This is a genomic window from Fodinicola acaciae (genome assembly GCF_010993745.1).
In the GTDB taxonomy this organism is placed as follows: Bacteria; Actinomycetota; Actinomycetes; order Mycobacteriales; family HKI-0501; genus Fodinicola; species Fodinicola acaciae.
On record NZ_WOTN01000004.1, the window covers coordinates 158,555 to 172,252 of the forward strand.

General features: G+C 71.2%; 14 protein-coding genes. 6 read left to right on the forward strand and 8 right to left on the reverse strand.

What is annotated here, in order from left to right:
* Positions 1-193: 193 nt before the first annotated feature.
* Positions 194-1,585: a type VII secretion integral membrane protein EccD gene (gene eccD / locus GNX95_RS35990; protein ID WP_222854208.1), complete on the forward strand. Its 1,392-nt coding sequence runs from the start codon at positions 194-196 to the stop codon at positions 1,583-1,585.
* A gap of 36 nt (positions 1,586-1,621) precedes the next feature.
* Here the strand turns inward: eccD and GNX95_RS35995 are convergent, their stop codons facing one another.
* A complete protein-coding gene (locus tag GNX95_RS35995) occupies positions 1,622-2,560 on the reverse strand; it encodes a hypothetical protein (protein ID WP_163512277.1) in 939 nt (312 codons plus the stop codon).
* A gap of 95 nt (positions 2,561-2,655) precedes the next feature.
* The gene (gene eccE, locus GNX95_RS36000) at positions 2,656-3,927 is read right to left on the reverse strand and encodes a type VII secretion protein EccE (protein WP_163512278.1); all 1,272 of its coding nucleotides are present in this window, start codon (positions 3,925-3,927) and stop codon (positions 2,656-2,658) included.
* A 63-nt stretch (positions 3,928-3,990) separates the two neighbouring features.
* On the opposite strand from eccE, the gene eccB reads away from it, so the two are divergent.
* The 4 genes from eccB to nhaA all read left to right on the forward strand — a co-directional run bounded on the left by eccB (position 3,991) and on the right by nhaA (position 8,297).
* The gene (gene eccB, locus GNX95_RS36005) at positions 3,991-5,397 is read left to right on the forward strand and encodes a type VII secretion protein EccB (protein WP_163512279.1); all 1,407 of its coding nucleotides are present in this window, start codon (positions 3,991-3,993) and stop codon (positions 5,395-5,397) included.
* Between the two features lie 97 nt (positions 5,398-5,494).
* Entirely contained in the window at positions 5,495-5,869 is a 375-nt protein-coding gene (locus tag GNX95_RS36010) for a hypothetical protein (protein WP_163512280.1), read from the forward strand.
* Position 5,870: 1 nt separating this feature from the next.
* Complete coding sequence (locus tag GNX95_RS36015; protein ID WP_163512281.1) at positions 5,871-7,049, forward strand: hypothetical protein; 1,179 nt, start codon at positions 5,871-5,873, stop codon at positions 7,047-7,049.
* A gap of 57 nt (positions 7,050-7,106) precedes the next feature.
* Entirely contained in the window at positions 7,107-8,297 is a 1,191-nt protein-coding gene (gene nhaA, locus GNX95_RS36020) for a Na+/H+ antiporter NhaA (protein WP_163512282.1), read from the forward strand.
* A gap of 84 nt (positions 8,298-8,381) precedes the next feature.
* Here nhaA and GNX95_RS36025 read toward each other — a convergent pair whose 3' ends face one another.
* Entirely contained in the window at positions 8,382-8,840 is a 459-nt protein-coding gene (locus tag GNX95_RS36025) for a universal stress protein (RefSeq protein WP_163512283.1), read from the reverse strand.
* Between the two features lie 50 nt (positions 8,841-8,890).
* A complete protein-coding gene (locus GNX95_RS36030) occupies positions 8,891-9,427 on the reverse strand; it encodes a MarR family winged helix-turn-helix transcriptional regulator (protein ID WP_163512284.1) in 537 nt (178 codons plus the stop codon).
* A gap of 76 nt (positions 9,428-9,503) precedes the next feature.
* Here GNX95_RS36030 and GNX95_RS36035 point away from each other — a divergent pair, with 76 nt between their 5' ends.
* Entirely contained in the window at positions 9,504-10,391 is an 888-nt protein-coding gene (locus GNX95_RS36035) for an alpha/beta fold hydrolase (RefSeq protein ID WP_163512285.1), read from the forward strand.
* A 9-nt stretch (positions 10,392-10,400) separates the two neighbouring features.
* Here the strand turns inward: GNX95_RS36035 and GNX95_RS36040 are convergent, their stop codons facing one another.
* Genes GNX95_RS36040 through nth form a run of 4 tightly spaced genes read right to left on the reverse strand, consistent with a single transcriptional unit; the run spans position 10,401 to position 13,502 of the window.
* The gene (locus GNX95_RS36040) at positions 10,401-11,594 is read right to left on the reverse strand and encodes a MarP family serine protease (RefSeq protein ID WP_222854209.1); all 1,194 of its coding nucleotides are present in this window, start codon (positions 11,592-11,594) and stop codon (positions 10,401-10,403) included.
* Positions 11,591-12,292, reverse strand: coding sequence for an NUDIX hydrolase (locus GNX95_RS36045; RefSeq protein WP_222854210.1), 702 nt, complete (start codon positions 12,290-12,292; stop codon positions 11,591-11,593). The genes GNX95_RS36040 and GNX95_RS36045 overlap by 4 nt, the downstream gene beginning before the upstream one ends.
* Entirely contained in the window at positions 12,289-12,825 is a 537-nt protein-coding gene (locus GNX95_RS36050) for a TlpA family protein disulfide reductase (RefSeq protein WP_163512286.1), read from the reverse strand. The genes GNX95_RS36045 and GNX95_RS36050 overlap by 4 nt, the downstream gene beginning before the upstream one ends.
* Positions 12,822-13,502 carry an endonuclease III gene (nth, locus tag GNX95_RS36055; protein ID WP_163513760.1) on the reverse strand — a complete coding sequence of 227 codons (681 nt, stop codon included), beginning with the start codon at positions 13,500-13,502 and terminating at the stop codon, positions 12,822-12,824. The genes GNX95_RS36050 and nth overlap by 4 nt, the downstream gene beginning before the upstream one ends.
* Positions 13,503-13,698: the final 196 nt, after the last annotated feature.

Sequence of the window (13,698 nt, forward strand, 5' to 3'; positions counted from 1 at the left end):
CGCCGCATCGGTGTCACAATGGTTTCCCGGGTATTCCTGAGCGGAACTCCCCTGTCCCGTTGCAGGCTGTCGCGGCCTCACCGTACTACCCCGCGTCACCCGCCTACCGCTTGTCGCGGGCCGGGGAGGTCAGTGCCGGCCTGGCCTGCGGTGAGTAGTCTGCGCACTGCCGGGAATGACGGGGAGGACGATCGTGCCAAGCGCAGGCGCAGGGCTGTGTCGCGTCACCGTGGTGGCGCCGAAGACCCGGATCGACCTCGCTCTTCCGGAGGACGTGCCACTGGCCGAGCTGGTGCCGACGCTCCTCCGGTACGCGGGCGAGGAGATGGCGGAGTCCGGCTGGGCCAACGGAGGCTGGGCGTTGTCCCGGCTCGGCGCGGCGCCGCTGGACACCGGTCGCAGCTGCGTACAGCTGGAGATCCGGGACGGCGAGCAGCTGCACTTCACGCCGCGTTCGGCGGCGCCGCCCGAGGCGGTGTTCGACGACGTGGTGGACGCGATCGCGACCGCCAGCAACGACCGCGGTGGCCGGTGGGACAAGCAGACCAGCCGGTTGGCCGGGTTGACCGCGGCGGTCGTCGGGCTGGTGTTGATGGCCGTGGTGATCACCACTGCCGGGCCACCGCAGTTCTTCGGCGCGGCGATCGCCGGCTTCGTCACGATCGGGCTGATCGGTGCGTCGGCGGTCATCTCTCGCGCTCTGTCCGACGCACGCACCGGCAGCGTGCTCGGCGTGATGGCCATCCCGTACGCGTTCGTGACCGGTCTGCTCGCGCTCGGCGGCTCTCGTACGCTGCCGCAGCTCGGCGCGCCGCACGTGCTCGTCGGATTCACCCTGATGACCGTGGTCGCGATCCTGGTCGCGTTGGCGGTGGCCGAGTCGGTGCCGCTGTTTCTGGCGATCGCGATCGCCAGCTTTTTCGGAGCGGTCGGCGCGGCGTTCGTCGTGCTGACGCCGGCCAGCGCGGCAGGTGTGGCGGCGGTCGCCTCAGCCGTGGCAATGGGGGCCGCACCGGCGTTGCCGCTGTTGTCCTTCCGGCTGGCTCGGCTGCCGATCCCGACGATCCCGACCGGCCCGGAGGACCTCAAGACCGACACGCAGACGGTGCCAGGCGCACAGGTGCTGCGGCGCAGCCAGCTCGCCGACCGGTTCTTCACCGCACTGCTGGTGGCGACCGCGTTGATCGTCGGCGTGACCGAGGCACTGCTCGTGCTGGACGGCTCGGTTTACGCGTGGTCGTTGTGCGCGGTCATCGCCTTCGCGCTGCTGCTGCGCGCACGTGTCCTCCGCAGTACGAGCCAGCGGCTGCCCGTACTGATCACCGGTCTGGTCGGCCTCGGTCTGCTCGCGCTGGGCGCCGCGGCCGGCGGCAATCTGCTGATCCGGCTGGCGGTGGTCGTCACCAGCATGCTGGCCGTGGTGATCGTGATCCTGCTGACCGGCCTCGTGCTACCGGGCCGGCGGTTCTCGCCGTTCTGGGGACGCGCGCTGGACATCATCGAGGTGCTGCTGGTGGTGGCGATCGTGCCGCTGGTGGTCGGTGTGCTCGGGCTCTACTCGTACGTGCACGGCCTCAACGGCTGAGCCCAGCGACACAATCGGAATCCGATTGCACCGCGGTCAGTCGCCGCGGCGCGGCCGGCCGAAGGCCTCCTGCTCGATCTTCGTCGCGTTCATCCACAGGTAGCGGTCGGCGCCGCCACCGAGCAGCGCCATCATGTCGTCGCGCATCGCCTGCATCAGGCCGGCGGTATGCGGCGTCAGGCGCAGCACGGCACGTGCCGCCGAGGCCTCGATCGGCGACAGCCGCTGCATCATCACCAGGTCCGACTCGCCGACGGCGCCGAAACCGTACGCGGACAGCTCCGGCAGCACGGTCAGCTGCGTCTGCCACATCCCCAGCGCCGGCGCGACCGGCCGCGGACTGTTGCCGGTGTCGTTGACGACCAGACCTGGAGCCGACGCCGTGCCGCCGACCATCGCGGCCTCGGCGGCTGGTACGACCTGCACGCGATCGCGCTCGCCGGTCGCCCACAGGCCCCAGTCACGCCACGCCTCCGGCCGCTGGGTCTGGATGACGATCCGCGCACCGACCGCCAGCGCGCGAAACAGGACGACCCGGGTGATCCACAGGCCGCCGATCAGCGTGAGCCGGGTCGACTGCTCGCGGAACAGCCGTACGACCACCGGCTTGGTCTCCACGTCCACGCCGAGCAGGACACCGGCCGGATCGACCGGAAACGCCAGTCGGTCCAGCTCGGCGACCGCCAGGCCGTGCGCCGGCAACTGAGCGGCGGCCGGTGTGCCGAGGTTGAGGTCCGGATCGGTCGGCCGCAGCGGTCGCAGGCCGCGACCGTAGACGGTGCCGCGCGAGACCGGCGATGAAACCGGTGAGGTGCCGGAGGACGGGCCGCCGGACACCGCTCCCGACGGCGCCGAGCCTGGCCGCGTCACGACGCCGAGGCCGGATGCCGGTCCGGCCGATCCGGACGCCGGTGCGGCGCCGGAGACCGGAGCGCCACCAGCCGGCAGCACCGGTCGCGGCTGCGGCGGCGGCACCTGTGGAGGAGGTCCCTGTGGAGGAGGTCCCTGTGGAGGCGGTGGTACGGACGCTCGACCGCCTGGCCGCGGCGGAGGCGGCTGGCCCGGACCTGTCATCGCAATCCCCCCGCTGTCGGTGCCGTTGCATACATCCCGGCGGCCTGCTGACCGGGCAACGCGCTCAGCCTGGCGCCGGCGCGCTGCGCGATGCCGCGCGCGGCGTCGACCGCGGCCGGCAGCACCGACGACGGCGCGGCCAGCCGGATCGCCGTACGGATGCCGGCGACGCCGTCGACCGGGTCGTCCATCGTGAGCGCCACGGTCGTGCTCGCCCCAGGCGTACGCGCGAGCGCGGCGATCAGACCCGGCTCGCCGGGACGCTGGTCCGGCCACCGGCTCACCGCGAGGGTGCGGTGCGCGAGACCGCTGACCGCGACGTGGTCCCAGCGCTCGTCGAACCGGCGCTCGGCGGTCAACCCGGCCGCGTCGACGCCGCAGCACCGAGCCAGCGCGTCCAACAGCGCGGGCGCGTCGAGTACGCGGTGGTCGACGCCGGCCGCCGCGAACACCTTGGCCAGCCGGCCGACGGTGGCCGCCAGCGCCTTGGCCACGCCGTCCGGACCGCCACCCCGGCTCGCCGCCGCGGCCGCCGCGACCTCGGCCGGCAGTCGTACGGCCAGCCAGGTGTGCCGTTGAGCGGCGATGGCGCCAGCGTCCAGGCCCGGCAGCTGCGCGTACGAGGCGACCGCCGGACTGGCCGCCGGCAGCTGCGCCGTCGGCGCCGGCACGGCATGTGTCACCAGCTGGATGCGTACGCCTCGGACACCGCCTTCGACGAGCACCTCGGCCAGAGCGTCCAGCGGCAGCCCGGCGCTGCCGGCCGCGCGCAGGCCGACCGGGTTGGCGATCGCGATCGCGGCGAACCAGCCGTCGCCGTCCGAGCCGATGCCGACCCTGTTCATCCGGTCGAGCACATCGTGCAGCACCAACGTCGGCGCCAACTCGGTGAGCGCGCGCAGCCGCGGATCCTCGACGTTCGGCCGCGGCCGGCGGCGCCGCCGGCCGGCCAGTTCCCAGCGCAGGCCGATCGCCTCGAACAGCCACCGGCCGCCGGTCGGTACGAACGCGAAGACCAACAGGACGACGGCGACGAACCCACCTGCGGCCAGGCCGATCGGCCCGAAGGCGAGACCGAGCAGCACACCGGCCGCGGCGACCTGCAGCGTCACCACCTGACCGACGGCGACCGCGCCGAGCCGGCCACGGCGCCGCTGTGCCACCGGCCGGACCGGACCGCTCGGCGGCGGCTGACCCGGCGTGCCCACCCTGGCGGCACCTCGTGCGGCCGGCGGCTGAGCCGGAGGGTTGGCCGGAGGGATCGACATGAGCCCGTATTGTAGGGACGCCTGGCGACAGATCAGGCGAGAGCCAGAACGGGGAGTCCGGACGTGACCTCACGCCGCGAGCAACTGGAGGCGTACCGGTTCGTCACCCGGCGGATCGGGTCCGCGCTGCTGTTCGGCGAGCCGGAGACCAACGAGCTGCCGATGCGCCGGCTCGGCCTGTCCACCTTCGGGTCGGTGATGATCGCCGTGCTGGTGGTCGCCGCGGTCGGGGTCATCGGCTTCATCAACCCGTCCGGCAACACCAGCTGGAAGAACTCCCAGTCGATCACCATCGAGAAGGAGACCGGCACCCGGCTCTATTATCACGACGGCAGGCTCTCGCCGATCCTCAACTTCTCCTCGGCGCTGCTGATCGTCGGTTCGCCGAATCCGCCGGTCAACACCGTCTCGCGCAACTCGCTGGCCGACGTGCCGCGCGGCGCCGCGTACGGCATCGTCGGCGCTCCTGACCTGCTGCCCAGTCCGCAGCAGCTGCTGAAAGACCCGTGGTCGGTGTGCGCCGGCACGATCGTGGACCCCTCCACCGGTCAGAAGAAATACGTCGGAGTGTCGGTCGGTGGCGGCATCAACGGCGACGACCTCGGCGACAAAGGCGTACTCGTGCAGCCGACCGGCTCCTCGGACGTCTTCCTGCTGTGGAACAACCAGCGGCTGAAGGTGCCGGACGCCAACGTCGAGCGCGCGTCGCTCGGCTGGGCCACAGCGTCGGTGGTCGAGGTCGGAGCGGCCTTCCTCAACGCCGTGCCCGCCGGCCCCGACCTGGCCAAGCCGACCATCGACAACGCCGGCCAGGCCGGCCCGCCGATCGGCGGCCGCGCCACCAGGATCGGCGACGTCGTCGAGCTCGGTAACACACCGCAGTTCTTCGTCGTGCTGTCCGACGGCCTGGCGGTGCTGCCGGCGACGGCGGCCAAGCTGATGCTTGCCGGCGGGCAGCCGATCCAGCTGGACCCGACGACGTACGCGTCGGCGACCAAGTCGCAGACCCAGTCGGTGGTGCCGAAGGGCTATCCGCTCGGCGACGTGCCGCAGCTCGCCGCGATGAACGCGCCGACCTCGACGGTCTGCGCGTCGCTGTCCAGTTCGAACGGCTCGGACGTGCGGATCTCGACGCTGGCCAGTACGCCGCCGGCGTTCACCGACAAGGATCCGACCGTGCCGCCGTCCAACTCGACGGCGACCACCCCGACCGCCGACCGGGTGTACGTGCCAGGCGGCCGTGGCGCGGTCGTACGCGACCTGCCGGCGCCCGGTGTCACCACCGGCACGCTCTATCTGGTCACCGACTCCGGCGTACGCTTCCCGATCGCCTCGCAGACCGACCTCGGCGCGCTCGGCTACGGCGACGTGACGCCGCAGGCGGTGTCGACGAACGTACTCAGCCTGCTGCCGACCGGGCCGACGCTGTCGATCCAGGCGGCCAGGAATGCGGTCGTTACCGGTCGATAACGGCCTGTGGACAAACCACCGCACGAGGTTGTCACGGCCGGCTACGCTGTCCGGTGAAGCGGCCTTTGACCTTCAGATGACGACGGGGAGATCGACGATGAGCGTCGAGTTCGACATCCACTCGCTGCAGGACTTTCGTAAGGCGTTGGCGCAGCGGCAGAAGCAGGCGCAGGCGATCGTGACCGCGGTGACCAACCACCTGCAGCCGAGCAGGCCACCGGTCGGCGGGTTCGCCGACGCGAGCCTCTACGCCAGCGACATGCGGACGAAGAACTCCGCCTATCTCGACCGGGTCACCAAGCTGCGCGACGCGCTCGACGTGGCGCTCACCGGCACCGACCAGATCATCAAGAACTACCAGACGGTGGAGGCGCTCAACCACGCCAACGCCGCCGACATCGCCGACCGGGTGGACACCATCGCCACCACGCTGAACCCGAAGAAGGACCAGAACACGAACGGGGCCGTGTGAGATGACCGCGGACAAGTACCTGAAGACCGACTACAGCAAGATCCCGCACGAGCAGCTCTACAACCAGCTGCACGAGGGTAAGGCCGGCAAGGACTTCGACGACGCCGCCGCGCTGTATGACAAGCAGCGGCTCGACGCGCACACGCTGGCCGGCGACATCGGCGGCGACCTGCGCAAGCTCGAGCAGGTGTGGAAGGGCGAGGCCTTCGACGCATACAAGACTGCGGTCGGCGCGATCTCGACCTTCGCGGAGAAGCTCGGTGACGACTTCAGCACCACGTTCCACACGCTGAGCGGTCTCAAGCCGCACCTGGCGCAGGCGCTGAAGGACATGCCGAACCCGAAGGACACCGACGACAACGACTCGACGATCGGCGGCGCGGCGGCCGGCGCCGCGGCCGGTACGGTCATCGCCGGCCCGGTCGGCACGGTGGCCGGTGGCATCGTCGGCGGCATCTTCGGCCACGACCGGGACGAGCAGCAGCGCAAGGCCGCGCACGCGAAGGCCGCGCAGGTCGTCTCGACGTACGCGCAGTATCTGGCCGGCGCCGGCGTCAACGCCACCGCCGAGGTGCCGCAGCAGCCGCCGCACCTGCCAACCCACGTCAACACCAGCAGCCCGACGCTGACCAGCACCAGCGCCGGTCCCGGCACGACGGGCGCACCGGCGCACCTGACGGTGGACAAGCCGGCGGATCCCAAGCACGGGCCAACGACCACACCGGTGTCCGATCCGCCGAACCTCGACCAGGACCGGCCGACGACCACGCCGCCGCCTTCGACGGTTGGTACGCCGCCGGTCGGCACGCACACGCCGAGTGGAGCCGGCCTCGCCGGTGGTGGGGTCGGCGCACTGCCGGCCACCGGTCTCGGCGGTGGTGGCCTCGCGTCCGCCGGCATCGGTGGCGCGAGCGCGGGCGCTCCCGGCCTGGCCGGTGGCACCGCCGGTGCCGGTGGCGCCGCTGGCCTGTTCGGCACCGGCTCCGGCCAGAACCTCGGCGTCGGTGGCGCCCGCGGCGCGAAGAAAGGCGCTGGCAAAGGCACTCGTGGCGGTGCCGGAGCGGGTCGCCGTGGCGAGGACGACCAGCCGGAGGAATACGAGACCTGGTTGACCGAGGACGAGATGGTGTGGGGCAACGACACCGACGCGCCGCCGCCGGTGCTCGGCGAGAAGTCCTGACGACTCCGTTTCGCTGAGCGGCGCGATCTGTGCTGTATTGGCGCAATGGCCCGCCGCGTGTCCAAACCCAGCCGTGCCGCCGCGATCGCGGCGGCGGAGTTGGCGCGACTGCTGCGCACCGAGACCGTCGGCGGCGCGTTGTTGTTGGCCGCCGCGGCTCTCGCCTTGGTCCTGGCCAACACGCCGCTGGCCGGCGCGTACGAGTCGATCCAGAAGCTGACCGTCGGGCCGGACGTCCTGCATCTGCGGCTGAGCCTGTCCAGCTGGGCCAAGGACGGCCTGCTCGCCGTCTTCTTCTATGTCGCCGGCTGCGAGCTGAAACGCGAGCTGGTCACCGGTGAGCTCTCGTCGGCGCGCCGGGCGGCGCTGCCGGCGATCGCCGCCATGGCCGGCATGGTCGTGCCGGCGGTGGTGTGCCTCGCGGTCGGTTTCGGCGCCGACGGCATCGGTGCGGCGTGGCCGGTGCCGGTCGCGACCGACATCGCCTTCGCGCTTGCGGTGCTGGCGATCAGCGCACCGGGCCTGCCGCCGGGCGTACGGATTTTCCTGCTGTCGCTGGCCGTCGTCGACGACCTCGGCGCGATCCTGCTGATCGCCGCGCTGTTCACCGGCAAGATTTCGTTGCTGGCACTGGGGATCGCCGTGGTGCTGCTGGCGGTTTTCTGGCTGCTCCAGTATGGCCGCGTGCGCAGCACGTGGATCTATCTGCCGCTGGTGCTCGGTGTCTGGATCGCCGTGCACGCGTCGGGACTGCACGCAACGCTCGCCGGCATCGCGTTGGGTCTGCTCACGCGCGTACGCACCGATGCGGACGAGGACCTGCCGCCGGCCGTACGGATGGAACACCTGCTCAGTCCGCTGTCGGCCGGTGTGTGCGTGCCGCTGTTCGCGTTTTTCGCCGCCGGCGTCCCCGTCGACGGCAAAGCGCTTGGCGGTCTTTTCACCGACCGGGTGGCCATCGCGGTGATCGTCGGGCTGGTGGTGGGGAAACTGGTCGGCGTCGCCGGTGGTGCGTTGCTGGCCGTACGACTGCGGCTGGGGCGGCTGCCGGACGGGATGGGGATCCGAGACCTGCTGGCCGTGTCGCTGTTGGCCGGCTGTGGATTCACCGTGAGCCTGCTGATCGCCGAGCTGTCGTTTGGCGAGAGCGCGCGCGGCGAGCGGATTACGCTCGCGGTCATGGTCGGGTCGGTGATCGCGGCGGTGGTCGCCGGCATCGTCCTGCGCGTACGCGCGCGTTCGAGCTAGTGTCCGATTGTCACCTCGCGAGACATCGCCGCAGGTCAACCGCCATCCGACGACGCAATCGGAATCCGGTTGCGTCGTCCGTGGTCAGGGGACGACGACGACCGGCTGGTCGCAGCGGCGGACGATCCGGCCGGCGACCGAGCCGACCAGGCGGTGCAGCCGCGACGCGGACCGGCCGACCACCACGGCGTCGGCGCGCAGCTCGTCGGCGACGGCGAGCAGCTCACGGTCCGGCGATCCCATCCGCTCGACCAGTTCCCACTGCACGACACAGCAGGACAGCACGTCGCCGACCTGGCCGATGAGGTCGGCGTCGGCGATGTCGTCAGGCAGCACGTCGAGGGCGCCGAAGCCGGTCGGCATCACCGTGCCGGTGGAGCGTACGTAGACGACGACCAGCCGGGTGCCGAGCCGGCGCGCCAGGCCGGCGGCGTACGCCAGCGCGTGCTCACTGGACGCGGACCCGTCGAAGCCGGCTATGACCGGCGCGGGTGACGGCGAAAACGATTCCTCACCGTGCGCTGATCCAGCGGGGTCCCTCACCGGTTCGTATCCCACCGCTGTCGCCTCCTCGGCTTCCACACGACGTCGAGTCAGGCGTCCGGCCCGGAGCCGGACACGTGGTTTCTATCACCTATCCCGGCGGACGGCCCGCCGGACAGCCCTAAAAGTGACTGAATTTCCGTGACCGCACGACCCAGCCGACGCTGTTGCTCGGCGGTCAGATCGTCCAGGATCGCCATAATTCGGACGCGGAGCGCGTCGCGCGACTCGTCCAGCCGGGACAGGCCGTACGACGTCACCGAGACCAGCACGGCGCGCCGGTCGGACTCGTCGGACCGGCGGGTCACCAGGCCCTGCGCCTCCAGCCGCGCCACCAGCGCGGTCATCGCCGGCTGTGAGCAGCGCTCGTAGTCGGCCAGCCGGCTGATCCGGGTCGGACCGAGCTCGTCCAGCAGCGCGAGCACCAGCACCTGCGAGGTCGACAGCGTGCCGGCACCGACGCGCTCGCGCGCCACCAGGCGGATCAGCCGACTGGCCGTGTCGACCAGGCCGTCCGCGACCGCGCGCCGCGGATCCTCACCCAGTCCCAGCCGGAACGGGTCGACCGCGCGTACGTCGACGCTCACCCCTTGAGATTACATAGCCTGGTTATGTATCCGCAACCGGTCCCGCCCGCCAACCTCCGTGTGACACGCTGGATCGGTGCAGCGAGCCGACGACTCGTTGGTGCTCATCGACGGTCCCTGGCGGCACCGCGGCGTCGACGCCAACGGCAGCCGCTTCCATGTGGCCGAGACCGGTGACGGACCGCTGGTGTTGTTGCTGCACGGCTTCGGCGAGTTCTGGTGGACCTGGCGCCACCAGCTGGCGCCGCTCGCGGCCGCCGGCTATCGCGCGGTGGCGGTGGACCTGCGCGGCTATGGCGGCAGCGACAAACCACCGCGCGGATACGACGGCTACACGCTCGCCGCCGACATCGCCGGCCTGGTACGCGCGCTCGGCGAGCGCGACGCTGCCGTGGTCGGCCACGACCTCGGCGGCTATCTGGCCTGGTCGACCGCCTGCCTGCATCCGCGTACGGTCCGGCAGCTGGCGCTGGTCGGCAGTGCTCGCCCGCGCATCGCCGACCTGCGCCGCGACCGCGACTTCGCGCTCTTCCAGCTGCCGCGCTACGAGCATCGGCTGACTAGCGACGGCGGCGCGGCAATCGGGACCCGATTGCGCACCCGTTCCGGTCCACAGTGGACGCGGACGGCGGATTTCGCCGCGTACGAGCCGGTCTGCCGGCAGGCCTTCGGCATCCGGCAGGCGGCATTCTGCGCGCTGGAATACCACCGCTGGGCCGGCCGGTCGATGGTGCGGCCGAGCGGTTGGCGGTTTGCGCGGCTGCTGGCGACACCGTTGGCGCAGCCCGTCCTGCAGCTGCACGGTGAGGCCGACCCGTACGTCCTGCCGGCGACCGCCGCCGCTGCCCGCACTTACGCGGACGGGCCGTACGAGTGGCAGCTGGTGCCCGGCGTCGGCCACTTTCCGCACGCAGAGGCGCCTGCCGAGGTCACCGCGCACCTCATCCGCTGGCTCGCGACGTGAATCCGCCGCTCATTCGTGCGTGCAGGTGCGCGTGGAGACAGGGGTGGTGAGCCGGGAGGCGGCGTCGACGACCGGCTGCGCCTCCTTGGCGGTCAGCGCGAAGCCCGTGTCGGCGTCGTCCAGCGACGCGGCGAAGACCACGCCGTAAACCTGGCCGTCGGTGCTCATCAGCGGACCGCCGGAGTTGCCGCCGATCACCTGGGCGCGCAGCGAGTAGATGTCGCGCGTGACGCGCTGCGACTTGTAGATGTCGGGTCCATACAGCGAGCGGTTGTCCCGGATCCGCGCGGGAGTCGCCGTGTAGCCGCCGTCGGCCGGATAGCCGAGCACGATCGCGTCGGCGCCGTTGGACGCCGAGTCGTCGAAGGTGAGTTTCTTGGCGGCCAGGTCCGGCACGTACAGCACCGCGAGGTCGCGCTCGGGGTCGAAGTAGACGACGTTGGCGTCCAGCCGGTGGCCCTGCTTGTCGATGACGTGCAGGTTTTCGGTGACGCCGGCGACCACGTGCGCGTTGGTGAGCACGTGCTGCGGCGAGATGACGAAGCTGGAGCCCTCCAGCTGCTTGCCGCAGCTCGGTGCGTCGCCGACCACCTTGACGACCGACTCCCACGAGTTGAGCACGACCCGAGACCTGGCCAATGCCGCGTCCGGCGCGTTGACGTTGGGGACCTTGGTCGGGGTCAGGGGGTCGAAGATGTCCGGGAACTCGCCGGAGTCGATGATGTCGGCGAAGTTCATGTAGAGCTGCCGCACCGGCGGCGGTACGACGCCGTTCACCGCCGGGATGATCGCCGAGTGCCTGACCTGGTATGACAAACCCGGAAACGGCGCGCGGGCGAGCGGCACGGCGACCATCCAGCCGACCAGCAGCACCGCGATCACCGACAGGCCGGCACCGGCGACGCTGTCCACCGCGCGCGCACCGTGGTTGTGCAGCCGGTCGCGCAATGCGGAGCCGAGGATCACCGCGAGCGCCTGTCCGGCACTGGCGACGAGGAACACGACGACCAGGGCCAGTACGAGCCGCCACAGCTGGTCGTTGACCCGCTCGGCGAGCAGCGGCGCCAGCTGCAGGCCGAGCAACGCGCCACCGATGAAGCCGACGAAGGACAGCAGGCCGACGACGAAACCCTGCCGATAGCCGTTGATGGCGAAGAGGATGGCGATGACCACCAGGACGATGTCCAACACGCTGCCGGTCACCGGCGTCCCTCCTCGAGCCCGCGGTCTCTCGCCGTAGATGGAACGTCCCGGACCCGCTCGGCGTGCCACGGTACGGTCCAACCGCCCAGATCCAGCAGCGCGGCCACCAGAAACCCGGTGAACCCCCACACCAGCATGCCGCGCACCTGGAAGCCCGGCCCCTGGTAGCCGGACGGATGGCGGACCATCACGCGGTTGGCCGGGTCGGCCAGCTCCGACACCGGTACGCGGGTCACCGTGGCGACCTCTGCGGCGTGCACCGGCGCCACCGGATGCGGCCGCTGCCACCACGCCAGCACCGGCGTGACCAGGAACTTCGACACCGGCACCGGCAGTGGCCGGAGCTGACCCAGCACCCGTACGGTCGTGGTGTCCAGGCCGGTCTCCTCGTACGCCTCACGGAGCGCGGTGTGCGCCAGGTCGCGGTCGCCGGGATCGGCGGCACCACCCGGAAACGCCGGCTGGCCGGCGTGGTTGCGCAGCGTATCGGCCCGCTGCAGGAGCAACAGGTCCGGACCTGGTACGACCCCGTCGCCGTTGGCGTCCGGCGCGTTCTCGCCGAAGAGCATCAACACGGCGGCCGTACGGCCAACCGCGGCCGTCACGCGCCGATAGTTGCTGAGCGGCCCCTCCAGGCCCTCGCCGACCGCGTCGGCGAGCTTTCGCATCCAGTCCGGCGGCTCCGCTGGTTGGCTCATCCGACGACCACGCCGAGATACCGTTTGACCAGGTCAGCCAGCGCTTTGTCGGTCAGCACCGGACCGGCGTACAGGTAGGTCACGGCGCCTTTGGCGTCGACGAAGACGGTGACCGGCAGGTTGGCGCGACCCAGGCCGCGTTCCACCGCGGCGTTGGGGTCGAAGACGTTCGCGAACCGGATGCCGACGTCCTGAGCCGCCTGCACCGACCTCGTCGGGTCGTCTTTCGTCGCCACACCGAGCACGACGAGATTGTCGCGCGCCTTGCTGTGCAGCCGTTGGAACGCCGGCATCTCCTGGCCGCACGGTGCGCACCAGGAGGCCCACAGGTTGACGACCATCGGCCGGCCGGTGAGCCGGTCCAGGCTGACCGTCTGTCCGCTGCCGTCCATGCAGGTCACGGTGACCGCCGGCAGCTTCCCCCCGGCGGCCGGCCGCGGACACGCGGCGAAGCCGGAGCCTTGGAACGGCACGGGCGCAGCGGCGCAACCGGCCACCACGGCCACGGCGAGCATGGCCGCCAGCCACCTCATGGCTTGACCATCGCCGCCAGTTCCTCGACGCGCGGGCCTTTGAGCAGCTTGACGGCGTCGGCGTACGCGGTCGGACCGGTGCCGTACGACGGACACAGCGACGCCAGGGTGCAGGCGCCACAGGCCGGCTTGCGCGCGTGGCAGACCCGGCGGCCGTGGAAGATCACCCGGTGCGACAGCATCGTCCAGTCCTTGCGCGGGATCAGCTCGCCGACGAGGTGCTCGACCTTGACCGGGTCCTCCTCGGCGGTCCAGCCGAACCGGCGGACCAGCCGGCCGAAGTGCGTGTCGACGGTGATGCCCGGCACGTCGAAGGCGTTGCCGAGGATGACGTTGGCGGTCTTGCGGCCGACGCCCGGCAGGGTGACCAGGTCGGCCAGCCGGCCCGGCACCTGTCCGTCGTACCTCTCCACCAGCGCCTGGCCGAGCTTGATCAGCGAGGAGGTCTTGTTGCGGTAGAAACCGGTCGGCCGGATCATCTCCTCCAGCTCGACCCGGTCGGCGCCGGCGTAGTCGGCGGCCGACCGATAGCGCTCGAACAGCGCCGGGGTCGTCTCGTTGACCCGCTTGTCGGTGCATTGCGCGGACAGGATGGTCGCCACCGCCAGCTCCAGCGGCGTGCGAAAGTCCAGCTCACAGTGCGCGTCGGGATGCGTCTCAGCGAGGATCTTGTGCATCTTGCGGGCCCGGCGGGTGAGCGCCAGCGCCGACTCCGGCTTGGTTTTGGCGGGGCTGACGACACCAGTCACCTTGCAGAGCCTACGGCGGGGATACGACAGAATGCCGGGCCGGGGGTGGCCGACGACATAGGCTCAAGTGGCCACATTCCACCCGCCGGAGCGTGCCTAACCGCACATGCCGGCGGAAAGAGCC

Excerpts from the sequence above, each read along its gene's own strand:
- GNX95_RS36010 (WP_163512280.1), top strand. The coding sequence starts at position 5,495 with ATGAGCGTCGAGTTCGACATCCACTCGCTGCAGGACTTTCGTAAGGCG.
- GNX95_RS36050 (WP_163512286.1), bottom strand. The coding sequence starts at position 12,825 with ATGAGGTGGCTGGCGGCCATGCTCGCCGTGGCCGTGGTGGCCGGTTGC.
- GNX95_RS36015 (WP_163512281.1), top strand. The coding sequence starts at position 5,871 with ATGACCGCGGACAAGTACCTGAAGACCGACTACAGCAAGATCCCGCAC.
- eccE (WP_163512278.1), bottom strand. The coding sequence starts at position 3,927 with ATGTCGATCCCTCCGGCCAACCCTCCGGCTCAGCCGCCGGCCGCACGA.
- GNX95_RS36045 (WP_222854210.1), bottom strand. The coding sequence starts at position 12,292 with ATGAGCCAACCAGCGGAGCCGCCGGACTGGATGCGAAAGCTCGCCGAC.
- nth (WP_163513760.1), bottom strand. The coding sequence starts at position 13,502 with ATGCACAAGATCCTCGCTGAGACGCATCCCGACGCGCACTGTGAGCTG.